The sequence below is a fragment of the Carboxylicivirga taeanensis genome (assembly GCF_051851475.1).
GTDB classification, from domain to species: Bacteria; Bacteroidota; Bacteroidia; order Bacteroidales; family Marinilabiliaceae; genus Carboxylicivirga; species Carboxylicivirga taeanensis.
Genome location: NZ_JBPUSJ010000005.1, coordinates 259206 through 280865 on the forward strand (window position 1 = coordinate 259206; position 21660 = coordinate 280865).

The following is a 21660-nucleotide window of genomic DNA, read 5'->3' on the forward strand; positions in this document are numbered from 1 at the left end:
AGCTAAATTGGGTTTATTAGTTGTTGTAAAGATAATATCTTTCACAAGATGTGGGCGGTTGGTGTTACTTTTGGAGGTGACTAATTTTGTTGTGCAGGCGTCCGCAATAATAGAATAAATGCCCGGTGATAATTGTAAATTTGGGTATAAGTATTTTGAAAAGCTTGAAAATTGATTGGTGGCAAGTCTCTTGTTTCTTGCCTCTTTTTCTGGCAATAACCGTCCCTAAAACCTCTTGCGCGGTTGTCGCAGAATCATATCTGGTAAGTGCATCGCCTTTAAAGTAATAAGTGTTATTGCTGAAGTGTATTAGGCGATGAGCGATGAGTTGATTGTTTTTACAGAAAACACCAATGTCGCCCACTTGGGGCCTAATTGGTTTCACTAGCAGTTTATCGCCCGGTTGGAGCAGCGGGTACATACTCATGCCTTTAGCAGGCACTTCAACCTGATGTCCCTCTTTAAGCAACTCAATTAACGTCTGTTGTAGTTTTTGTTTAGCCAACTTCAGCCAAAATTAGTTCAACAATATCCTTATCGGGTTTAAAGCCACATTCAAATACCTCACATTTTTGGGCGACAGCCTGCAGGCAGTTCAATCTGTTTTGCACCTGTTCACTATCGTACTGGAATTGCATGCAATTACCTAGCAAACCTAATGTGCCTTGAATTACACTAAGTTTCCTTAGGTAATTATTTGGCGATTGCTTAATAATAAATGCTTTATGAAGTGCTACACTTTTACATTTATCCTGATAGTAGGGCATGGGCGTGTTCCAGGCTCTGAATTTATCGCCATCCGGTAAAATGATTAGTCGGTCGTCGTTGATGATGGTCGCACCTTTTTGTCGCCATAGTTCGGCCATTGTTGACTTGCCGGTTCCTGAAACGGCCGAGAACAGGTAGCCTTTATTTTTATAGGCAATAGTGGATGCATGAATGATAAATCCACCGTTATAGTGCGCAAGGTATTGGAGCATTAAAACTCCAAGCGGATGCAGAAAGGGGTCAATTTTAATGGGCGCTTGCTTTTGTAGGCAAAGGCTAACTGCTATCACTTGCTGCTTGGTATCGACACAGGCCAAAACCCTCTTTATCATTGAATCCTCTTCAAACTCAATGTAAATAGCCTCGTTCATTTCAGTTTTGATTACTGACCATTTATAGGGGGTTGCTGCATCGAATGCCTCAGAACCAGTAAATAGTGTTTCAAAGTTTTCTGTTTGAATGCTGTCTGTCAGACGATAGTTGATTGTCCATTGGGGTGCTTCAGCTGTGCCTGGTCTGGCGAAATGGTGACTGCCTCCCAGTGTGTCAAAGTCGAAAAGAGGGCAAAGGAAATTAACTTGTATCCCTATGCCCCCAATAGTGTATTGATTGGTTTTAACAACCGTTTTCATGTAAGCTACATATATTAATATTCGGGAGATTCGCTTCCAAAAGCATCTATTTGAGAAGGCATTCCCTCGTAGTTAGGGGTTGATTTTAATAGCGGGTCTCCTTCTTGTGGTTGACCCAAAGTCCCCGTAGGTTCGATAGGAGGTTCAGCCCAGCTATCCCCGGTTAAATTAATCATCCTGTCAATCAGGTGCACTTCCAGCTCCGGTTTTTTATAGGTCTTTTTAATGTTCATACCTAATTGGTCTCTATTTACAGCTTTTGTATTATCCCCTTGTCAACAGCTTTGTCTAAAAAAAGTTCCATGTCGCGCTGGGCTGTTTCTTTATCTACATCAAAATCAGAGAGTATTAATGCTAAAAGTTCTTCCTGCGTTTTTGCTTCGTTTAACGCGTTATAGATGGCGGCGCCCACTTCATTTAACGAGAACACGTGCTCCATTTGTGCGACTTTCCCCACCAGCGGCACAATGACCATTTCGTCGCCCACTGTTTTTTCTACAAACCCGGTTTGTTTCTTATATAACTCTCCCACGAAATACATTTAAAGCATTGGCAAAACTATAAAAAATCAAAAATCTAATGCTTTTGCGTTGCCAAAACAAACAATTAATTTGACCAACGACTCGTTTCGCCATTTAAACAGATATTTTAAATAAAATAAATCAATTAGAACTCAGTTCTGGCAAAAGGGGCAACATCTTGCTGAACAAATTCTTTGTTAAGGTACTTATGGTAGCCGTTAATGGCAATCATTGCTGCATTATCAGTTGTATAAGCAAATTTAGGAATGAAAGTCTTCCAGTTCTTTTCTTCGGCAAGTTGCGTCAGACGCTCACGCAGGCCTGAGTTGGCTGAAACACCTCCGGCCAGAGCAACCTGGTTTATGCCGGTCTTTTCAGCTGCTTTTATCACCTTGTCCATCAGTATGTCGATAATGGTTTTTTGCAAAGAGGCGCAGATGTCTTTTTTATTTTCCTCTATAAAATTTGGATTGGTTTTTAATTCATCGCGCAAAAAGTATAAAACCGATGTTTTTAAGCCACTAAAACTATAGTCGTAGTCTTTTATTTTTGGTTTGCTGAAACTGAACTTTTCCGGGTTTCCTTCTTTAGCCAGCTTATCAATTAATGGGCCTCCAGGGTAGGGTAATCCCATAATTTTAGCACATTTATCAAAGGCCTCACCAGCTGCATCATCAATGGTTTGCCCAATGATTTCCATGTCCAGGAAGTCTCTAACAACAATGATTTGACTGTTACCGCCCGAAACCAGCAGGCATAAAAATGGGAATTCTGGCTGGTTCGTATCGTTTTCATCTTCTTTAATAAAATGGGCTAATACATGTGCATGCAGGTGGTTAATTTCTATTAGCGGCAAGTTGTTAGCCAGGGCAAAGCCTTTGGCGAACGAGGTACCAACCAATAAGGAACCCATCAGTCCCGGTCCGCGTGTAAAAGCAACCGCATTGATGTCTGTTCTGCTCACTCCTGCATCTTTAATGGCTTTTTCGACAACCGGAATGATATTTTGTTGATGAGCGCGTGAAGCCAACTCAGGAACCACACCTCCATAAGCTTTATGAACTTCCTGATTTGCTACTACATTCGATAAAATTACATCATCTTTAAAAACAGCTGCTGAAGTATCATCACATGATGATTCAATTCCCAAAATTATCACACTCATAACTTTTGTCCGATAGAATTATCCCTAATCAAATTATTATTCCCACCTTTTTGCTAATTTTGGTGGGTTAAAACGGGATAAAAATATAAAAAAAAATATCAAAATAGGATTGTCTGTGGTAGTGGGACTAATTTTAGTTCCGCTATTGCTGTATTCTGCCTTGTTATTACCTGCAGTTCAAACAACTGTGCTTAATTATGTAACCCGGCAGTTAAGTGAAGATCTCGATACGGAGCTTTCGATCGGCCGAGTTCATATCCGACCGTTTAAAACATTGGTAATGGATGACATGGTCATCTACGATCAAAATAAGGATACGCTGGTAGCTATCCAGCGGCTTGCTGCCAATATTGATTCGCTCTATTTCCGAAAAAGAGAAGTTTATCTAAGTAAGCTAAGTATCTCTGAACCAACCGTAAATATCTTAAAAGAGGATTCGGTTTATAATTTCAGCTTTCTAACCAGACGATTAGTCAATCGCGACTCAGCCAATGTAGCATGGAACATTGACCTGACTAACCTGGAGGTTAAAAAAGGCGTGTTTCATTACCGCGATGATACAACCCGTGCAGGATATTCGCTCACCGATGCGAATTTATTGTTGCATGATATATATAAAGATAGTTTATGGCACGTTGATATTCGGGATTTGAATGTGAAACATAGTAAAGGTTCGTGCGTGGATAAAGTGGAGGCCAGACTGGCTTTTAGTGATTCGGCTATCTTTATGAGCCAGGCTAAGATTCAGAGTGGCAACTCATCATTACATGTTGACTCACTGGCTTTGGAGCTGAATAGGGGCAAGAAAGGGCTTGAACAGATCGGACATTTTTATGCCAATATTCACAAATCGGATTTTAGTGCTGCTGATATTGTGAAATTGAGCCCATTAAAACGCGCTGCCGATATTGGGCTGTCTGGTGTTGTTTATGGAACAGTAGATAATATTAAAGGCCGTAATGTGAAGCTCTATTTTGGTCCGCACTCCCGTGTGGTTTCGGATTTTGATATAAGCGGCCTCCCAAATGTAGATGAAACGTTTTTATATATTGGGGTGAACCAGCTGCGCACTACCCCTGCCGACCTGGAGCAGCTTTTTTCGCACGTTCAAGGGCAGGCCCTAAAACTGCCGGAGGCCTTAAACAGCCTTCATGAAATTAATTACAGCGGTAATTTTACCGGTTTTTTAACCGACTTGGTAGCGTACGGTAAGTTTACAACCGTTCTGGGGCAAATTAATACAGACATTGGTTTAAAGATTGATGGCAATGATGATTTAGTGTTTTCCGGTAATTTAAAAACCCAGCAGTTTAATATTGGGAAGTTGGCGGGGGCCGAACAGTTCGTTGGAAATGTTTCAATGTCGGTAGCAATAAATGGGCGCCGTCGCTCCAGCGAAAAGTTTGATGCCTTTTTAAATGGAGTCGTCGATACCTTAACACTGAATGGATATAATTATACAAATATTCAGTTAAATGGCCTTTTTGAAAATAATAAGTTCGACGGCGATTTTCTAATCGATGATCCCAATGGGCAGGTTGGTTTTAACGGGAAAATAGATTTGTCGGGTGATATACCCAATTTTAGTTTCTCTGCCCGCCTGACCGATTTAAGATTAGATCGCTTAAACCTCGCAACTAAACATAAAAACAGCTCCGTTACGGCAGATATAGAAACTGATATTTCGGGGAAGGACTTGGATGATATTGTGGGCTACATGCACCTGAAAAATTTGTCCTATGTGTCGGATGAGCATGATGTTGCCGTTGATTCATTGTTATTGGTTTCTGTGCGAGAGGGTGAACAGAAACGCATTGTGCTTCAGTCGGATGTGGCCGAAGGAGATTTGGTAGGGGTCTATAATTTTAAACACATCGGGAATTTGTTAAAGAAGAATTTGGTGCAGTACCTGCCGGCTTTTACTAATAAACTCTCGATAAAGGATAAGGATTTTACGCAAAACGATTTTACTTTCTCCTGCACTTTTAAGCGTATTTCGGATATAGTAGCCGTGTTTGCGCCAGAGTTAAATATCTCTGACCATGGTCTTTTAATTGGGAACTACAATTCTTCATCCGGCATGTTAGATGTGGAGGCTGAGTTGCAGTATTTGGATGTAAAAGGTCTTAATGCCAGTCATCCAGAGGTGCATATTTCAACCGCTGATAATAACAAGTTGAAGGTGATCACGCGTTTCAGGGAGCTCAATGTTAATAATGTAGCCGTGTTTCATAACTTGAGTTTTCACCATACCGCTTATAGCGATACTTTACAGTTTAATATATTTTGGAATAACTGGGATGACTATACCAACAGCGGCTCAATATTAAGTACAACAAGTCTTAAAGCCAGGGACAACGGGGTTTACGCAACAACCAACCTGCATCCTTCCTACATCATGGTGAGGGACAGTGTCTGGGAAATGCAACCAACAACAATGCATTACCATCCCGATGGCTTTTCGATGAAGAATTTCAGGTTGTTTCATGGTAATCAGGAGGTTGGTATTAATGGTTTCGCCCATCGCCATGTTAAAGATGGTTTGCGTATTCACTTGCAAAATATCAGCTTATCGGACTTAATTGGCGCTCAGAATCTGGAACGAATAAAAATGACTGGTGCTCTCAGTGGCGCGTTGGATGTTCATAACCTCTATAAGATGCCCTTTGTAAGTGGCGACTTAAATATTAGAGATTTCGTTTTTAATGATGATAAGGTAGGCGACTTTTCGGTTGCAGCGAACTACTTGCCCAAAGAAAATCAGGTGCAGCTAAAGGCCGATGTTATGAAAGATGGTCATCAGTCTTTAAACGGAGGGGGACTTATCGATGTTAATAGTCGCGAGGTCGATCTTAATTTTGACATCGATCATCTGGAAATTGGCTTTCTTAATTTGTACCTGAGCAAGATAATGCAAAACCTCAATGGGACAGCCAGCGGTCAAATAGCTGTTGTAGGCCCGTTAACCGGTCCGGAGTTGGTTGGCAAACTAAAGGTTGATAAAGCATTCTTTGATGTAGGCTTATTAAAAACAACCTATTCTATTACCGATTCAGTTTTATTCCGTCCTGGTGTGATGGAATTTAAAGAGATAACGGTGGCTGACAGGAATGGGAAGCAGGGTACTTTTAACGGAACAATTCGCCACAATGGGTTTCGTGATATGCAGTATGACTTGTACTTAACCACTAGCAACATGTTAGTGCTTGATACCAAGTATGCGGATAACCCCTTGTATTATGGCGAAGTGTATGCCGATGGAAACATGTCAATAACCGGAACTACCAAAGATATCGTGATTGATATTGCGGGACGGACACGGGAGAATTCACTGTTTTTTATCCCGCTCACCGATGAAGAGAGTGCCGAGGAAAGCAGTTTTATTCGTTTTATTGGCGCATCCGATGAGGAAGAGGCCAAAGACAACGGCAGCAGTGCCGAAAGTAGCGATTATGCTGTGGATTTGGCTGGTATGACTGTCAGTATGGATTTGGACATTACACCCGATGCCCGCTGTCAGGTTATTTTTGATTCAACTGTGGGAGATATACTGCGGGGAAGTGGTTATGGGAATCTCCAGATCAAGATGGATAAGGAAGGAGGCATCAACTTCTATGGCGATTTTGATTTCGACAATGGCGATTACATGTTCACCCTGCGTAATGTACTTAATAAGAAGTTTGTCATCAACCAGGGCTCGTCTATCAATTGGGACGGCAATCCTTACGATGCCAATATCGACCTCAATGCCACCTATAAGTTAAAAACAAGTTTACTCGATTTGGTGGGCTACACAGAGGATACGCAAAAGGATCTTGGACGACGGATTCCTGTTCATTGTAACCTGTTATTGAGTAATCGATTAACAAAGCCGAATATTAAATTTGAGATTGAAACACCATCCAGTCAGGATTATAATCAAAACATTATTGATACTTATATCAATACCGAGGAGGAAACCAACCGTCAAGTACTTTCTTTGCTGGTTTTAAATAAGTTTTATACAACAGAGAGTGCGGCTGCCAATAATCCAAATGGCCTTTCTACGGGTAATAATGCGGCTTTGGTAACAACAACCGAAATGCTGTCCAACCAGCTAAGCCATTGGTTGTCGCAAATAAGTCGTGATATTGATATTGGAGTAAGTTACCGGCCGGCCAGTGAGCTCACCGATGATGAGGTAGAGGTGGCCTTATCTACCCAAATGTTTAATAACCGGGTGCTGGTGAATGGCAATGTGGGGTATGGTCAGGATCAAACGCAGGCCAGTAACCTGATTGGCGATTTTGATGTTGAGGTCAAACTGAATAAATCGGGGAGTTTAAGGGCCAAAGCCTATACGCATACCAATAACGATTTATTGTATTCATCGGAATACAGTATTTCCCCAACCACCCAAGGTGTCGGCATATCCTTCCGGGAGGAGTTTGATTCGCTGGAGGAGCTGATGCATAAGTACTGGATGAAAATTTCTGGTCAGAGTAAAAAGGAAGAGACGCAGAGCCAGCCGGATGAAGACGAAGAGAATAAAGAATAAACTTTTTCGTTCTATATTGCGTAGCTATTTTACTATTTTAGCCTTGAATAAAATATTCGATAAAGTGGCTTTTAAGCCCTATTAAGATTAGTGATTGTTCTAAAATAATTAATATGAATTTGTTATTATTCATTCAGGCAAATGCCGAAACATTACCTGCCGACGAGTTGGCCGAAGGAGCTGAAAAAAGCATGAATCTTTTTGAGATGGCGAAGGCTGGAGGTCTTATCATGATACCTTTAGTGTTGTTGTCGTTTGTGGCGGTGTATATTTTTATCGAGCGTTACCTGGCTATTCGCCGGGCAGCAATGGAAGATGCAGGATTTATGAATAAAATCAAAGACTATATTCATGACGGTAAAATTGAATCGGCTTTGGCACTTTGCCAGTCACATGATTTTCCTGTTTCGCGCATGATTGAAAAGGGCATTACTCGCATCGGACGCCCTCTTAATGATGTGAATACGGCCATTGAGAATGTTGGTAACCTGGAAATTAGCCGGCTCGAGAAAAGTTTGCCAACCCTGGCAACAGTGGCCGGTGGAGCACCCATGATTGGTTTTTTAGGAACGGTAATTGGTATGGTGAAGGCGTTTTTCGACATGGCCAATGCGGGCAATAATATCGATGTACAGCTCTTATCGTCGGGTATTTACACCGCTATGGTTACGACAGTAACTGGATTGGTGGTGGGCATCATCGCCTACTTTGCCTACAACATTCTGGTAGCCAAAGTAGAAAAGGTGGTGTTTAAGATGGAAGCTCGCACCATGGAGTTTATGGATTTACTCAACGAACCAGCTCACTAATAATGGCTTTAAAGCGAAGAACAAAAATAAGTGCAGCTTTTAGCATGTCATCAATGACCGACATTGTGTTCCTGTTGTTGATCTTCTTTATGATTACATCAACCATGGTGCATCCCAATGCCATCAAGCTCCTTATTCCCAAAAAAGCCACCAAAAAAGTAGTGGTTGAGCAGTATCTGAATGTGCGGGTAACTGCCTCAGGCAGGTATTATGTAGAGGGGAAGCGCTTTGGAACAAACAATGTGGAGACGGGCTTGGTGGGCGCATTCAACCAAAGCGATCGCACCATCGTTAAGCTGCGAACCGATAAAAATGCTTCTACCGGCGATGTGGCTCGTGTGTTGGACATCGCGGAGTCGAATGGAATTAAAGTAATACTAGATATCAGGTAATGGCGTTAAAAAGACAAAGTAAAGTGGATGCGGGGTTTAGTATGTCATCAATGACCGACATTGTATTCCTGCTGCTGATCTTCTTTATGATTACTTCCACCTTGGTAACACCACCGGCAGTGCGGGAACTGGTGCTGCCTAAAAGTGATCATCAGGTATCGGCCAAACCCAATACAACCCTGTCTGTTACCTCGGATATGCGCTACTTTATTGAAGGGGAGCAAGTGCCCTTCTGGAAAATAGAACGCCGTCTTAAAGAAATCATTGAGCTGAGTCCGGATACCTACATTGCTTTGCATGTTGATGAGTCGGTTCCTTTTTCGGTGGTTGGTAAGATTAGGGATATTGCTATCCGCAATAAGTACAAACTGATATTGGCTACACAGGGTAAATAATATGGAGGAAAAGGATAAACAATACGGCATCATTGGGTCTGTAATTTTCCATGTAGGAATACTGTTACTTCTACTGTATTTTGGCTTACAAAGCCTGCCACAAGAGGAAGAGGGCATTTTGGTGAATTTTGGAGACACGGTTTTAGGACAGGGAGAGGTTGAGCCAAAGGAGTCGCAGGCTCCACCTGTTGAACAGCAAACAACGCCTCCGCCACCTAAAACAGAGCCGGTGCCAGAGCCGAAGGTCAGCGAACCGGAAAGTGAAGATGAGGTGCAAACGCAGGATTTTGATGAAGCCCCAGTGGTAAAATCCGATGCCCAAAAAAAGAAAGAGAAAGAGGAGCAGGAGCGTTTGGATAAAGAGCAGCGCGAGCGCGAAGAGCAGGAGAGGATAGAACGTGAACATGAGATAGAACGCCAGAAGGAATTGGAGCGTCAGCGCCAGATTGAAGCCGAAAAAGAGGCCCAGCGCCAGAAAGAGCTGGCCGAACAGCGGGCACGCGAAGAGGCGGAGCGCAAAAAGCGTGAGGAGCAGGAGCGACAGGCAGCCGAGGCACGTAACCGGGTGTTGGGGGCCTTTAGTGGCAAAGGCAGTGGGGAGAGCACCTCCGAAGGCGAAACAGGTGGAAGTGGTAACCAGGGCTATATAACCGGTGATCCTAATTCGAAAAACAGGACCGGATCGGGACTGGGCGATTCGGGCAGTGGTTTTGATCTGCAGGGACGTTCGCTGATAGGGAGTTTGCCTAAACCCCAACACAACTCCAACAAGGAGGGCATTGTGGTGATTGGAATTACTGTTGATCGCAATGGTAACGTCACATCGGCCGAGTTTCAGCTGAAGGGGTCCAATACACAGGATCGTGAACTGGTGGAGAATGCCAAAGCGGCAGCCCGCCGGGCTAAGTTTAATGCAGATAAGAGTGCCAGTGCCTACGCACAAGGTACCATCACCTATTATTTCCAGCTCGATTAGGAGCAAAACGGTTATTCACTAAGGGGTATAAAGTTCCTGCAAATTGCGGGAGCTCTTCCATGTATTTGGAACCCGTGCTGCAAAGTGCGGGGGGGATTCCCAGTCCTTTGAGCATCCTCTTGCAGAGCGAAGGCGCATTTTAACGCCAAGATGCCAGTTGGCCCAAACAGGTTCTTTCCCTCAGGGAGAAATCTGAAGGGAGAGAGGCTTTGTTTGAATAGGGCGTGATATATATACCGCGGAAATCAAAAGAACAGTACCTTAATACCTGCTACAAACACAGTGGCCAGCAGGATGTAGCGGATGTACTTAACGCCAATTTGCCGGGCGTATTTCGATGCGATGAATGCGCCACTGGCATTGCCAATGGCCAGGATAATGCCATACAGGTAGTTAACCTGTCCCGACCAGATAAAAATACCCAACGCAATAGCGGTGTAGGCCAGCACGATGAGCACCTTAATGGCATTGGCTTTAATAAGGTCGTAACCCACGCCGAGTACCAGTCCGGCCAGTAAAAAGAAGCCCACACCGGCCTGTATAAAACCGCCATAGACACCAATAAAAAAGAAGATAATAACCTGCCAGAAGGCCGGTTTCTCTTTTGCCTGACCGGCTTGTGTCTTTACCCACTTATCCGGCTTTAGCAGGATAACAAAGAACATCACAAACAGCAGGGAGCCAATAAAAAGGTTTAATGTCGTTTCGCTGATGTTTACCGCTATGGAGGCGCCAATAATGGACCCCACAACAGCAGGTATAAGCAGAAATAAACTGCTCCTGTAATTGATGAGCCCTTGCTGCTTAAAATTTCGCACTGCCACCACATTCTGAAACAAGATGGCTACACGGTTGGTCGCATTCGCCTGGTGTGGCGACAGGCCCAGAAACATCAGGAGGGGCAAGGTGATTAATGAACCACTGCCAGCCAGGGTATTGATGAAACCGGCAAAGAGGCCGGCAAGAATCAGGAAGAAGGCATTGAGTAATGAAATATCCATATTGTAAATGTATGGTTTTCAGACAAAACAAAAGCCGCCCTCTAAAAGAAAGCGGCTCTTTAATATTATTTTAGCTCTTAGCAAACAGCTGTAAGCTTTACTTACCATGCAAACATTGGCTTGTCAGCCATCAGTGCATTTACTTTTTTGCGTGTTTCGGCAATGGCCTCTTCGTTGTCGATGTTCGAAATTACTTCATCAATCAAACCAACGATGGTGCGCATATCCTCCTCTTTCAAACCACGTGATGTAACTGCAGACGTACCTACACGGAAACCTGAAGTAGAGAATGGCGAACGGGTATCAAATGGCACCATGTTTTTGTTAATGGTGATATCGGCCTTCACTAAGGTGTTTTCTACTTTCTTACCCGAGATATCAGGGAATTTAGTGCGCAGGTCAATCAGCATTAAGTGGTTGTCGGTTCCACCAGAGATGATTTTATAGCCCAGCTTCACAAACTCATCTGCCATGGCCTGAGCATTTGAACGTACCTGGTCAACATACACGGCAAAATCATCCGAAAGGGCCTCACCAAAAGCCACAGCCTTAGCGGCAATTACGTGCTCCAGTGGTCCGCCTTGCTGGCCTGGGAATACGGCGAAATCCAGTACGGCACTCATCATCTTGGTTTCACCTTTTGGTGTTTTGTAGCCAAATGGGTTTTCGTAATCTTTACCCATCAGAATCATACCGCCGCGTGGTCCGCGCAATGTTTTATGCGTTGTAGTAGTTACAATGTGGCAGTGCTCAATCGGATTGTTTAAGCGACCTTTGGCAATTAAACCAGCTGGGTGAGCCATGTCGCAAAGTAGCAAGGCACCAATCTCATCCGCTAAACGGCGCATGCGGGCATAATCCCATTCGCGTGAGTAAGCCGAAGCACCTGCAATAATCATTTTAGGCTTGTGCTCACGGGCAATGGCTTCCATCTCATCGTAATCTACCAATCCGGTATCTTCTTTAACGTGATAGCAAACCGGGTTATAAGTTACACCTGAGAAGTTAACCGGAGACCCGTGTGTTAAGTGACCACCGTGTGCCAAATCTAAGCCCATGAATGTGTCGCCCGGCTTCAATACGGCAAAAAATACTGCTGCGTTAGCCTGAGCACCAGAGTGAGGCTGTACGTTGGCGTATTCAGCACCAAATAATTCACAAGCGCGGTCGATAGCCAGCTGCTCGGTTTGGTCTACAATCTGGCAACCACCATAGTAGCGTTTGCCCGGATAGCCTTCGGCATATTTATTGGTTAAGCAGGAGCCCTGGGCTTCCATTACCTGCTCACTAACAAAGTTTTCTGAAGCAATTAGCTCAATGCCTTCTTTTTGGCGAGCGTACTCCTTCTCAATGAGGTCGAAAATTACAGTATCTCTTTTCATCTTTTAGATATTAGTATCAAGATGTAAGTATCAAGACCAGGCAACCTCCTGTTGGTTGCTGAGTGATGAATACTGACTGATTATGATAATTGATTTATACTATTTCTCTTTTGCCTGCCGTTGCAAGTCAACTGTTATTGAATATGGCACTTAGGTGTCATGCTTCAACACGCTGTTTTTATCAAGGGAACACAAATTTACGCGAACCAGTCGATAAAAAAAACATTGCAGTTTATAACTTTTTATGAGATGCAAAAATGACAAACAGCAACATTGATATCATTCATCTTTTTGGCTTGCAAAGCTCATAAAAGTGCCTCGGGAGAAATACTTTGTTGATTGTTGTGAAAAAGCTATTAACCCAGCTTTGTTGGCCAACTGATTTTGTTTAACCAAGGGCTTTAAATCTACACCTTGCACCCAAAATCAGTATTGCCACGCACTTCGGACAAGGTGCTCCGGGCGTAACACTAATCATCCGAATAGTGGATGAGAACTCGTCGGTACACCGAGAATATTTTCGATTTAGATACAAAACCGAGGTATTTTCCACCTTTAACAACTGGTAGATTCCAGGCACTGGTGTCTTCAAATTTCCGCATCACCCGATCCATGTTTTCATCAATCTCAATCATGGCCGGCGGGATAGACATCAGCTCTTCAACAGTGGTTTCGCTGTAAAGTTCATTGTTAAACATGATTTCTCGAATATCATCAAGCAGCACAATGCCGCGGAGCTTATCCTGATGATCGATAACCGGGAAGATATTGCGTCGTGAGGTGGAAATTACTTTAACCAGCTCTCCAAGCGTCATCTCCGGATAGATGCATTTAAAGTCCGTTTCGAGTACTTTCTCCAGGCGCATGAGCGTTAGTACCGCTTTATCCTTATGGTGGGTAATGAGCTCGCCTTTCTGGGCCAGGTGCTTGGTGTATAAAGAGTGCGGCTCAAAATACATAATGGTGAGGTAGGCAATGGTGGAGGTAATCATCAGCGGAATGAAAAGACCATAGCCGTTGGTAATTTCAGCAATCAGGAAGATAGCTGTTAAGGGGGCATGCATCACACCCGCCATCAGTCCGGCCATCCCTACTAAGGTAAAATGCGAGGCTGGCAGGTTAGATATTCCCAGTGTATTAATCAAACGGGCAAACAGGTATCCGGTAACACCACCCATAAAAAGCGTAGGGGCAAAAATTCCGCCAATACCGCCGCTACCGGTTGTAGCTGCCGTAGCAAATACTTTAAAAATGATTAGCAACACCAAAAAGGCGATTAAGGCCCAGGTGTTATCGTGCCAGGCATAGAAGAAACTCTCGCCCATAACGGCCTGGCTGTTACCGTTTAAAAGGGCAATAATGGTATTGTATCCTTCACCATAAAGTGGGGGAAAGAGAAAAATAAGTAAACTCAGCGATAAGCCGCCTACAATCCATTTTGAAAACGGATTTTTCATTTTGCCAAACTGCTTTTCGGTGCTCATAATGCCTCTGGTGAAATAGAGGGATATAAACCCGGCAATAATTCCCAATAGGAGGTAGTAGGGAATATTATTTAGGACAAAAGGAGCTTCCAGTGTAAAGGCAAACTCGGCGCCTTTGCCCAGGAAGAAATAGGCAATAGTGGAGGCGGTAATGGCTGAAATAAGCAGAGGGACCAATGAGGCCATGGTCAAATCGAGCATGAGCACTTCCAGAGTAAATACCAGCCCGGCAATAGGGGCCTTAAAGATACCAGCTATGGCACCTGCAGCGCCACAGCCCATAAGCAGAATAAGGGTTTTGTTATTCATTCTGAACAGGCGCCCCAGTGAAGAACCAATGGAGGCTCCGGTTAATACAATGGGGGCCTCCGCACCAACTGAACCACCAAAGCCAATGGTAAACGTACTGGTAACAATGGACGAGTAGTTGTTGTGACTTTTAATATTTCCGCCCTTTTTGGAGATGGCATAGAGGATTTTGCTCACACCATGTCCCAGGTTATCTTTTACAAAATATTTTATGATCAGGATGGTTATCAGGATACCTACCATCGGATAGGCCAGGTAGAGGTAATTACCATTTTCGAGACTGAAATTTTCTGTCAGGAAATGATGGGTGTAATGAACTGTGTTTTTTAGTGTTACAGCTGCCAGGCCACTGAATACTCCAACCAGCAGACTCAGCAGCAGAATAAAGTGTTTTTGGCTGATGTGTTTCACCCGCCAAATAAGAATTTTCCCGATTATCCGATTGATTTTGTTCATAGTGGGCACAAAAGTAATACAAATACAACGACAATATTTTTTGGAGTATTTTTTTTAACGAATCTTAATAGAAATAGCCTGTTGTGTTAAGGTAAGCATTAATTTTTTTAACTAAAAAAGGGAGCTGTCAGCTCCCTTTTTATTCCAGGTTATTCTATTTTTTAGCTTAGGCTACATCTTTGGCTCTATCTCTGCCCAGTTTTCCTTTCGGGCAATACGGCTTACCTGCATCTCACTCACACAAAAAAGTTTGGCAATGAGGTTTTGTTTAACGCCTTTTTCAAGCATGCCTTTAATTACAGCTACATCGTCTTTCGATAGTTTGGAGCTCGTTACTACTTTGCCAGCTTTCTTGCGCGCTTCCTGAAGCACCTTGTGCATGCGTTTGTAGCTTTCGGCTTTGGTAACCCATTTCAGGTTAGTGTAGTAGTTGTTTTGCTTGTTCCAGTCGAGGTGGATAACAACATCCTGATCTTCCGCTGTTTTTTCAACAAAGTACTCGGCTGTGAGTTTATGAACTAAAAACGATTTCTTTTGGCCTTGTACCCGCAGGCTCACATTAAAGAAGCCTTTGATGTTGCCAAGTTTAACAATGCGGCCATCAACCTTGTCGTAGCAATAGCTTTTTATTCGTCCGTAGTTACTTATTTCATACTTTTTGTCGGTAAACGTAAGCTCTTTCCACTGCTCGTCGTCAATTTTTCGAAGCTTGCGCTCATTCATGTTTGGTTTCATTGTTTTCAGGTTAAAGGTTGAAAATAACAGATATCCTCTTTCTGGCATCCATCAGGGGTATAGTACTTTTTTTGAGAGAAATTTTAGGGATTTCTACTAACCGTTAAAAAGTATTAGCAAAATTATAAAAAGGATTGGTCAATCCAATATGCAGCTGACCTATAGTGTTGTTAAAAAAAGTTAAGTTTAAAAGACTTCAGAATCTTCGCACCTGATTGGAGGAGCAGAATTGATTCAAAATATTCGGCATTTTATATCTTTGTGGCCTAAAATGCTATTACAATGTCGTTAGGAATAGATGATAAGGAATTAGAAAAATTTATTTTAGTTGGCGATCGTATTTTACTAAAACCCCGCGTGCCGCAGAGTAAAACGAAGTCGGGCCTGTATCTGCCTCCAAGTGTTCAGGAAAAGGAGAAGGTGCATAGCGGCTACATTGTAAAGGTGGGACCTGGCTACCCGATACCCGCTGTGGCCGAAGAGGATGAGGTGTGGAAGAAAAAGTCCGATGCCGTAAAGTATGTGCCTTTACAACCTCAAGAAGGAGATTTGGCCATTTACCTGCAAAGTGGCGGGTATGAGATTGAGTATAAGAATGAGAAATATGTAATTGTTTCGCAGTCATCGGTGTTAATGGTGATTAGAGACGAAGGGCTGTTTGTTTAAAATAAAGGCTCAGAAAAAGATTGAAATGGGAGAAAAAGTCATCACTAATAAGATGAATTACTGGAAAGAAGGCAATGGGCCTTTCTGGGCGCTGGCGCCTATGGAAGATGTAACAGATACGGTTTTCAGAGAGGTGGTTATGCGCTTATCAAAGCCCGGTAATCTGCACCTGCTGTTTAGTGAATTTTTGTCGACCGATGGATTTTGTCATCCGGTTGGGAAAGAAAAGGTGGTTCATCGCTTTCATGTTAACGCCAGTGAGTTAGCGCTTGCAAAACGTGATAACGTTAAACTGGTGGCCCAAATATGGGGAACCGATCCAGAAAAGTTTTACCAGACAGCTAAATACATTGCTGAAGAAACCATTTTCGATGGTATTGATATTAACATGGGCTGCCCCATGAAAAACATCATCAAAAAAGGCGCTTGTTCGGCATTAATCAATACACCCGAATTAGCACGGGAAATAATAACAGCGGTGCACGAAGCCAGTGATTTACCCTTGAGCGTTAAAACCCGGGTCGGATTTAAATCGGTGGTGACCGAGCCTTGGATTACGAACCTGTTAAATTCTGAAGCCGATGCCATTATTGTGCACGGACGCATCCAAAAAATGATGTCGGAAGGGGAAGCCGATTGGAACGAAATTGCCAAAGCCGTAGCTTTACGTGATCAGATCAACCCAAACATCAAGTTGCTTGGTAATGGTGATGTGATGTCCATTGGGGAATCTTTGACTAAAGTGGATCAGTTTGGAGTCGATGGTGTTATGGTGGGCCGCGGGATATTTCATAATCCGTGGTTTTATAACCCTTCTTACGAACCGGATATGGAAGAGCGTATAGAAGCTTTGCGTCTGCATGCGTCACTTTATGCCCAAACCTGGCAAGGAGTGAAGCCCTGGTCGATTCTCAAACGTTTCTTTAAAATATATACCAATAGTTTTCCGGGAGCGGTGCAGTTAAGGGCGCAGCTAATGGAAACTAATGGCTTTGAGGAAGTCGAAGCAATTTTAAATGATTTTTTGGCCGAACAGGAAAGGCGAAAGCATGCCGGTACTGGAGCGGACGAGGAAGCTTTATAGTTTATTAAAATTGTTTCAGCTGGTTACGGTAAGCGGTAAATGCATTGGCCCGAGAGATAAATCCAAGGTATTTACCCTTATCGATTACAGCGATATTAAAGCGTCCCGATTTGCGAAATATTTCGACTAAATCTTCCATACTGTCATCCGGACTGATGTAATATTCGGGCATGTACATCAGGTCTTTCACAAAAGTGGTGGTGTAAAGCTCAGGTTTAAAGATGATTTTACGGATGTCGTCCATCTTAATCATGCCATGCAACTGCCCATTCTCATCAACTACAGGAAATAAATTGCGGTGTGCCTCAGAAACTACTTTCACCAGATCGCCCAAGTTAGCATCGGGCTGAATCTTGGCAAAGTCATTTTCTATGAGGTTCTTAATCTCCATCATGGTTAAAACAGCCTGGTCTTTATCATGCGTAATAAGCTCCCGTCTTTGGGCCAGCTGATGGGTATATACCGAGTGTTTAACAAATGTTTTAGTAGTCGCAAATGAGGCGGTTGCCGTAATCATTAGTGGCAAAAACATTTGGTAGCCACCCGATAAGTCAGCAATTAAAAAGATACCAGTCAGCGGGGCCTGCAATACGCCTGCAATGAGGCCTGCCATGCCAATTAAAGCGAAGTTAGGAGCGTGCAATTGGTGAAAACCCAGCTTGTTAATGATGGTGGCAAAAAGCAATCCGGTGTTGGCGCCCATAAACAGGGTGGGGGCAAAGATACCACCAACACCACCGCTGCCAAAAGTAAGCGATGCGGCTACAACCTTTAGTAAAATAATTATACTCAACAGGCTGGCCAGAGCTACAAAATTATTGGTTAGTGGCGCAAATATTGAACCATCAAATACATGGCTGGTGTCACCTGCCAGGGCCAGGTTAATAAACTCGTAGCCTTCGCCGTACAGGGAAGGAAAAAAGAACAAGAGTGACCCTAGTAACAGGCTGCCAGCCAACAGTCTGTAACGCCGCCGCTTGAACTTTTCAAACCACTGCTCAATCAGTATGTAAACCCGTGTGAAATAGGTGGCCACAAAACCAGCAATAATGCCTAATAGAATGTAGTAGATCAAATCTTTTAACTCATAGGTATGTGTCACTTCAAAAGGGTACACAACTTCTTGCCCCATAAATAAATAGGAGGTCACAACAGCAGAAATGGAGGCCATTAATATGGGGACCAGTGAAGCCAGTGTTAAGTCGAGCATGATGACTTCAAGGGCAAACACAATGGCTGCAATCGGGGCTTTAAATATGGCCGCCATTGCGCCGGCACAGGCGCAGCCCAGCAGCAACTTTATCTGACGATAGTTGAGCCGAAACAACTGACCCACATTACTGCCAATTGCCGCTCCGGTGGATACAGTTGGCCCCTCTAAACCAACACTGCCACCAAACCCTACGGTTAATGCACTGGTTATGATGGACGAGAACATGTTGTGGGGCCGCATCTGCCCCTGACTTTTAGAAATGGCATACAGCACGTTGGGAATCCCATGTCTGACCGGGCGTTTAATAACATATTTAATAAATAATACCGATAGTAATATGCCGATGGAAGGGGTAATAAGGTAGAGGTAGCCTTTGCTGTTTTGTGTATAATGGTGAACCAGCTCACTTATAAAATGCACCGAATTTTTTATGATAACAGCCCCCAATCCGGCGCCTATGCCTACCAGTATGCTTAAAATCATCATAAACTGACGATTGCTTACATGCCTTAAGCGCCAGACTAAAAATTGTCGGAAAAGGGATTTTCGGTTCATGGTAACTGATTGTTAGAGCAAGGTAATGAAAATTGTAGATTTAATTGTTTTTAGGGGTTCATTACAATATTAAAAACTTTTTCAGGAAATTCCTGTTTAAAGGATGGATGTAAAAACTAAACATCGTATTACTACACCGCTATTAATTGCTTAAAGTATGTATCGAATATTAACGCTGTTAGTGCTTGTTTTTATTACTCATTCGTTTGTTGCACAAAATGCTACGCTCAAAGGCGTAGTGAAGGATAAGTATACCAATGAGCCCATTCCGTTTGTGAATATTGTCGTTTATGGAACTACAACTGGTACTGTAACAGATTCTGTTGGTCGTTTTGAGTTACAAAATTTGCAGCCTGGCTTCATTCAGGTTCAGGCTTCGTCCATAGGTTACAAACCGTTTATCACAGAAGAATTAAATATTTCACAGGTTAGAAATAATTTTATTGAGATTGGTTTAGAAACAAGCTCAGAAACTCTTGGAGAGGTGCAGGTAACGGCATCGCCCTTTGCTGTAAAGCCCGAAGCTCCTGTTTCCTTGCGTCGAATTGGTATCGACCAGATTGAAAAAAGTGCGGGAGCCAATCGTGATATCTCTAAGGTGTTACAATCTTTTCCGGGGGTAGGAAGTGCCAGTACCTTTCGAAACGATTTATTTGTAAGGGGAGGAGGTCCTTCTGAAAACCGTTTTTTTATAGATGGGATAGAGATTCCTAACCTTAACCATTTTGCCACTCAAGGAGCGTCTGGCGGCCCGGTGGGGATTTTGAATGTGGATTTCATTCGGGAAGTGGATTTTTACTCCAGTGCTTTCCCGGTGTCAAAAGGCAATGCCTTGAGTTCTGTTTTTGAGTTTAAACAAATAGATGTGCAGGATGATAAGCCCCATTTTAAAGGGACTGTTGGTGCTTCAGAATTATCGTTGACAGCAACAGCGCCCATAAGTGAAAAAACAGAAATGATTGCCTCGGTGCGGCGTTCGTATCTGCAGTTTCTGTTTTCAGCTCTGGAGCTGCCTTTTCTGCCAACGTTTACCGATTTTCAATTTAAAACCAAAACGCGAATAAATGCGAAAAACGAAATCACATTCTTAGGGGTTGGTGCCATCGATAAGTTTAAGTTGAATTTAGATGCTGAAGAAACCGAGGAAAATAATTATATACTGAATTACTTACCTGTTAATAATCAATGGAATTATACGGTAGGCATGGGGTACAAGCACTTTTTTAGCGAGAGCTATTTATCCCTTTACTTGAGTCGTAACCATCTCAATAATGAAGCCTACAAATATCAGGATAATATAGAGACGGCCGAAAATTTACTGACAGATTATTCTTCGGATGAGGTGGAAAATAAGTTTCGCTTAGAGTATACAGCACGCCCTAATAATTTTACGATAAACATTGGCGCCGGAACTGAGTATGTTCAATATTTCAATGATACATACAATAAAATTTTCAGGGATGATGTGCCCATGGAAATCAATTATTCGTCGGAGCTTGATTTTTTTAAATGGTCTGTTTTTGGTTCGGTGTCGCACCCGTTTTTTAACGATCGTTTAACCCTGTCTCTTGGTCTTCGCATGGATGCCAATAGCTATTCATCACAAATGAATAACCTTTTAAAGCAGCTAAGCCCGCGTTTATCGGCCTCTTATCTGCTGCTGCCCGATTTATATCTGAATATGAATGCCGGCCGGTATTATCAGAGCCCGGCATATACAACAATGGGCTACAGAGACAATGAAGGCGTGTTACTTAATAAAAACAATGGCTTAAAGTATTTGCGATCCGATCATCTTGTGGGTGGATTGGAGTACCGTCCCGACAGGAAAACCCGGGTGACCCTGGAGGCTTTTTATAAGCTGTATGATGATTATCCTTTTTCGGTGCAGGATTCCATATCCATGGCCAGTAAAGGCGGTGATTTCGGGGTTTTTGGGGATGAGGAAGTGACCTCCACCTCCAAAGGTAAAGCCTACGGCGCCGAGCTGTTAGTGCGAACACGCACAACTAAGGGACTGAATGTGATTGCGGCCTATACTTACGTGCGCAGTGAGTTTACCGACTGGGAGGATAAGTATGTTCCATCTTCGTGGGATAGCCGCCACATCTTCACATTTACCGGGAACAAAGACATTGGTAAAAACTGGAGCTTAGGGCTAAAATGGCGATTTGTAGGTGGCCTGCCTTACACGCCTTATGACTATAACAAATCCTCGTTGGTGCAGGCCTGGGATGCTCAAAATCGTCAATATCTTGATTATTCGCAGTTTAACACCAAGCGTCTGAGTAGTTTTCATCAGCTGGATGCAAGGGTTGATAAAACCTGGTACCTGAAAAAATTAACACTCGGATTTTATATCGATATACAAAACCTTTATAACCAGAAAGCTGCTCAGCCACCTGAACTGATTCAGCAGTTTGATGAAAATAACAGGCCAATTATCGAAAATCCAAATGCCCCCTTTGAGGAGCAGCGCTATTTGTTAAAAGAGTTGAACAATACCTCGGGTACTATTTTACCAACCATTGGGTTGATGATTGAATTCTGATACCTGGTATAAATCAGCTTAACATCTCT

18 protein-coding genes are annotated in these 21660 nt (G+C 43.1%); 8 read left to right on the plus strand and 10 right to left on the minus strand.

Translation table 11 applies throughout. From position 1 onward, the window contains the following. Positions 1-64 precede the first annotated feature (64 nt). The 5 genes from ACSX1H_RS09955 to tsaD all read right to left on the minus strand — a co-directional run bounded on the left by ACSX1H_RS09955 (position 65) and on the right by tsaD (position 3086). Positions 65-505, minus strand: coding sequence for a S24/S26 family peptidase (locus tag ACSX1H_RS09955; RefSeq protein WP_439183715.1), 441 nt, complete (start codon positions 503-505; stop codon positions 65-67). Continuing rightward, positions 498-1400, minus strand: coding sequence for a hypothetical protein (locus tag ACSX1H_RS09960; protein WP_439183716.1), 903 nt, complete (start codon positions 1398-1400; stop codon positions 498-500). Before ACSX1H_RS09960 ends, ACSX1H_RS09955 begins: the two co-directional genes overlap by 8 nt. A 14-nt stretch (positions 1401-1414) precedes the next feature. Next, positions 1415-1633, minus strand: a complete 219-nt coding sequence (locus tag ACSX1H_RS09965) for a hypothetical protein (RefSeq protein ID WP_439183718.1) — start codon at positions 1631-1633, stop codon at positions 1415-1417. Between the two features lie 17 nt (positions 1634-1650). Then, positions 1651-1932, minus strand: coding sequence for a PqqD family protein (locus tag ACSX1H_RS09970; protein WP_439183720.1), 282 nt, complete (start codon positions 1930-1932; stop codon positions 1651-1653). A gap of 134 nt (positions 1933-2066) precedes the next feature. Then, on the minus strand, positions 2067-3086 hold the full coding sequence (tsaD, locus tag ACSX1H_RS09975) for a tRNA (adenosine(37)-N6)-threonylcarbamoyltransferase complex transferase subunit TsaD (protein WP_439183721.1): 1020 nt from the start codon (positions 3084-3086) through the stop codon (positions 2067-2069). Positions 3087-3201: 115 nt separating this feature from the next. On the opposite strand from tsaD, the gene ACSX1H_RS09980 reads away from it, so the two are divergent. The 5 genes from ACSX1H_RS09980 to ACSX1H_RS10000 all read left to right on the plus strand — a co-directional run bounded on the left by ACSX1H_RS09980 (position 3202) and on the right by ACSX1H_RS10000 (position 10195). Further along, positions 3202-7623: a translocation/assembly module TamB domain-containing protein gene (locus ACSX1H_RS09980; protein WP_439183722.1), complete on the plus strand. Its 4422-nt coding sequence runs from the start codon at positions 3202-3204 to the stop codon at positions 7621-7623. A 113-nt stretch (positions 7624-7736) separates the two neighbouring features. Continuing rightward, positions 7737-8432: a MotA/TolQ/ExbB proton channel family protein gene (locus tag ACSX1H_RS09985; protein WP_439183723.1), complete on the plus strand. Its 696-nt coding sequence runs from the start codon at positions 7737-7739 to the stop codon at positions 8430-8432. A gap of 2 nt (positions 8433-8434) precedes the next feature. Beyond that, positions 8435-8824, plus strand: coding sequence for an ExbD/TolR family protein (locus ACSX1H_RS09990; RefSeq protein ID WP_439183724.1), 390 nt, complete (start codon positions 8435-8437; stop codon positions 8822-8824). Continuing rightward, on the plus strand, positions 8824-9219 hold the full coding sequence (locus tag ACSX1H_RS09995) for an ExbD/TolR family protein (RefSeq protein ID WP_439183725.1): 396 nt from the start codon (positions 8824-8826) through the stop codon (positions 9217-9219). The genes ACSX1H_RS09990 and ACSX1H_RS09995 overlap by 1 nt, the downstream gene beginning before the upstream one ends. Before the next feature lies 1 nt (position 9220). Then, positions 9221-10195 carry a TonB family protein gene (locus ACSX1H_RS10000; RefSeq protein WP_439183726.1) on the plus strand — a complete coding sequence of 325 codons (975 nt, stop codon included), beginning with the start codon at positions 9221-9223 and terminating at the stop codon, positions 10193-10195. Between the two features lie 245 nt (positions 10196-10440). Here ACSX1H_RS10000 and ACSX1H_RS10005 read toward each other — a convergent pair whose 3' ends face one another. The 4 genes from ACSX1H_RS10005 to ACSX1H_RS10020 form a co-directional block, all read right to left on the minus strand. Next, the gene (locus ACSX1H_RS10005) at positions 10441-11196 is read right to left on the minus strand and encodes a sulfite exporter TauE/SafE family protein (protein ID WP_439183727.1); all 756 of its coding nucleotides are present in this window, start codon (positions 11194-11196) and stop codon (positions 10441-10443) included. Between the two features lie 101 nt (positions 11197-11297). Beyond that, complete coding sequence (gene glyA / locus ACSX1H_RS10010; RefSeq protein ID WP_439183728.1) at positions 11298-12578, minus strand: serine hydroxymethyltransferase; 1281 nt, start codon at positions 12576-12578, stop codon at positions 11298-11300. Between the two features lie 470 nt (positions 12579-13048). Continuing rightward, positions 13049-14827, minus strand: coding sequence for a chloride channel protein (locus ACSX1H_RS10015; RefSeq protein ID WP_439183729.1), 1779 nt, complete (start codon positions 14825-14827; stop codon positions 13049-13051). Positions 14828-14998: 171 nt separating this feature from the next. Beyond that, on the minus strand, positions 14999-15562 hold the full coding sequence (locus tag ACSX1H_RS10020) for an NUMOD4 domain-containing protein (protein WP_439183730.1): 564 nt from the start codon (positions 15560-15562) through the stop codon (positions 14999-15001). A gap of 282 nt (positions 15563-15844) precedes the next feature. Here ACSX1H_RS10020 and ACSX1H_RS10025 point away from each other — a divergent pair, with 282 nt between their 5' ends. Together ACSX1H_RS10025 and ACSX1H_RS10030 are read left to right on the plus strand one after the other, a co-directional pair. Then, the gene (locus ACSX1H_RS10025) at positions 15845-16228 is read left to right on the plus strand and encodes a co-chaperone GroES (protein WP_439183731.1); all 384 of its coding nucleotides are present in this window, start codon (positions 15845-15847) and stop codon (positions 16226-16228) included. Positions 16229-16253: 25 nt separating this feature from the next. Further along, on the plus strand, positions 16254-17312 hold the full coding sequence (locus tag ACSX1H_RS10030) for a tRNA dihydrouridine synthase (protein WP_439183732.1): 1059 nt from the start codon (positions 16254-16256) through the stop codon (positions 17310-17312). Positions 17313-17316: 4 nt separating this feature from the next. On the opposite strand, the gene ACSX1H_RS10035 is transcribed toward ACSX1H_RS10030, so the two are convergent. Next, entirely contained in the window at positions 17317-19011 is a 1695-nt protein-coding gene (locus ACSX1H_RS10035) for a chloride channel protein (RefSeq protein WP_439183733.1), read from the minus strand. Positions 19012-19237: 226 nt separating this feature from the next. Here ACSX1H_RS10035 and ACSX1H_RS10040 point away from each other — a divergent pair, with 226 nt between their 5' ends. Next, positions 19238-21631, plus strand: coding sequence for a TonB-dependent receptor (locus ACSX1H_RS10040; protein WP_439183734.1), 2394 nt, complete (start codon positions 19238-19240; stop codon positions 21629-21631). The last annotated feature ends 29 nt before the right edge of the window (positions 21632-21660 follow it).

What these genes read in the sequence shown, in the direction of transcription:
- ACSX1H_RS09960 (WP_439183716.1), bottom strand. Translation starts at nt 1,400, where the DNA reads ATGAAAACGGTTGTTAAAACCAATCAATACACTATTGGGGGCATAGGG.
- ACSX1H_RS09965 (WP_439183718.1), bottom strand. Translation starts at nt 1,633, where the DNA reads ATGAACATTAAAAAGACCTATAAAAAACCGGAGCTGGAAGTGCACCTG.
- tsaD (WP_439183721.1), bottom strand. Translation starts at nt 3,086, where the DNA reads ATGAGTGTGATAATTTTGGGAATTGAATCATCATGTGATGATACTTCA.
- ACSX1H_RS09985 (WP_439183723.1), top strand. Translation starts at nt 7,737, where the DNA reads ATGAATTTGTTATTATTCATTCAGGCAAATGCCGAAACATTACCTGCC.
- ACSX1H_RS09990 (WP_439183724.1), top strand. Translation starts at nt 8,435, where the DNA reads ATGGCTTTAAAGCGAAGAACAAAAATAAGTGCAGCTTTTAGCATGTCA.
- ACSX1H_RS09995 (WP_439183725.1), top strand. Translation starts at nt 8,824, where the DNA reads ATGGCGTTAAAAAGACAAAGTAAAGTGGATGCGGGGTTTAGTATGTCA.
- ACSX1H_RS10000 (WP_439183726.1), top strand. Translation starts at nt 9,221, where the DNA reads ATGGAGGAAAAGGATAAACAATACGGCATCATTGGGTCTGTAATTTTC.
- ACSX1H_RS10005 (WP_439183727.1), bottom strand. Translation starts at nt 11,196, where the DNA reads ATGGATATTTCATTACTCAATGCCTTCTTCCTGATTCTTGCCGGCCTC.
- glyA (WP_439183728.1), bottom strand. Translation starts at nt 12,578, where the DNA reads ATGAAAAGAGATACTGTAATTTTCGACCTCATTGAGAAGGAGTACGCT.
- ACSX1H_RS10015 (WP_439183729.1), bottom strand. Translation starts at nt 14,827, where the DNA reads ATGAACAAAATCAATCGGATAATCGGGAAAATTCTTATTTGGCGGGTG.
- ACSX1H_RS10020 (WP_439183730.1), bottom strand. Translation starts at nt 15,562, where the DNA reads ATGAAACCAAACATGAATGAGCGCAAGCTTCGAAAAATTGACGACGAG.
- ACSX1H_RS10025 (WP_439183731.1), top strand. Translation starts at nt 15,845, where the DNA reads ATGTCGTTAGGAATAGATGATAAGGAATTAGAAAAATTTATTTTAGTT.
- ACSX1H_RS10030 (WP_439183732.1), top strand. Translation starts at nt 16,254, where the DNA reads ATGGGAGAAAAAGTCATCACTAATAAGATGAATTACTGGAAAGAAGGC.
- ACSX1H_RS10035 (WP_439183733.1), bottom strand. Translation starts at nt 19,011, where the DNA reads ATGATGATTTTAAGCATACTGGTAGGCATAGGCGCCGGATTGGGGGCT.
- ACSX1H_RS10040 (WP_439183734.1), top strand. Translation starts at nt 19,238, where the DNA reads ATGTATCGAATATTAACGCTGTTAGTGCTTGTTTTTATTACTCATTCG.